This is a genomic window from Brucella tritici (assembly GCF_008932295.1).
In the GTDB taxonomy this organism is placed as follows: Bacteria; Pseudomonadota; Alphaproteobacteria; order Rhizobiales; family Rhizobiaceae; genus Brucella; species Brucella tritici.
Map to the genome: position 1 here is coordinate 1 of NZ_WBWA01000086.1, position 813 is coordinate 813.

Here is an 813-nt window from a genome sequence, read left to right on the forward strand (position 1 = left end):
TGAAGACATGGATGAAGCCAGGCATGAGGGAAAGTATCGTCGGATCGAGGTGATTACCGGCCGGCGGCAGCGGCGGAATTGGACTGACGAGGAGAAGGCGCGGATCCTTGCGGAAAGCGCGGAACCTGATGTTAACATCTCGGCCGTTGCCCGGCGCTGGGGCGTCAATCGCGGCTTGCTGAACGTCTGGCGCCGGGACGCTGGGCTGACCTCCCAACGATCTGCGAGGTCCAGTGCGCAGCAGGCGATGTTCGTGCCGGTGACGGTAGTTGGCGATCGAACGCCGGCTCCAGGCTCGCCGTCAGATGTCGCCCACTTTGCCGCGGGTCGAATTGAGATCGAGATTGCTGGCGCGCGCATGACGGTTATCGGCCCGGTAGCACCTGAACTGGCGCAAGCGATGGTGGCGGCCTTGCGAGGTCGCCGGTGATCGGAGTTTCGCCGAGTGGCGTGAAGATCATGGTGGCTACGCAACCGGTCGACTTCCGGCGCGGCATGAATGGCCTTGTGGCTTTGGTGGCGTCAGCGCTCGCGGCCGATCCCTATTGTGGCGACGTGTTCGTTTTCCGCGCCAAGCGTCTGGATCGACTTCGCTGCATTTACTGGGATGGGTCAGGCATGATCCTGGCGACAAAGTGGTTGGAGAGCGGAAAGTTTGTTTGGCCCCCGATCCGCGATGGTGCGATGCAGATGAGTGCCCAGGAGTTCTCGCTTTTGCTAGCTGGCATTGACTGGACGCCGGTCAAGCGAAACGCGGTGAGACGACCCTCAAAAGTAGGCTGATCCTATTGGTTTTGCTTGAAGATTCAGGCT

The 813-nt window shown here is 60.9% G+C and carries 2 protein-coding genes; both read left to right on the plus strand.

From position 1 onward, the window contains the following. A partial coding sequence (tnpA, locus tag F9K91_RS25525; RefSeq protein ID WP_412842208.1) for an IS66-like element accessory protein TnpA occupies positions 1 to 430 on the plus strand: 430 nt, incomplete at its 5' end. Then, the gene (gene tnpB / locus F9K91_RS25530; protein ID WP_151679077.1) at positions 427 to 783 is read left to right on the plus strand and encodes an IS66 family insertion sequence element accessory protein TnpB; all 357 of its coding nucleotides are present in this window, start codon (positions 427 to 429) and stop codon (positions 781 to 783) included. The genes tnpA and tnpB, both read left to right, overlap by 4 nt. Positions 784 to 813: the final 30 nt, after the last annotated feature.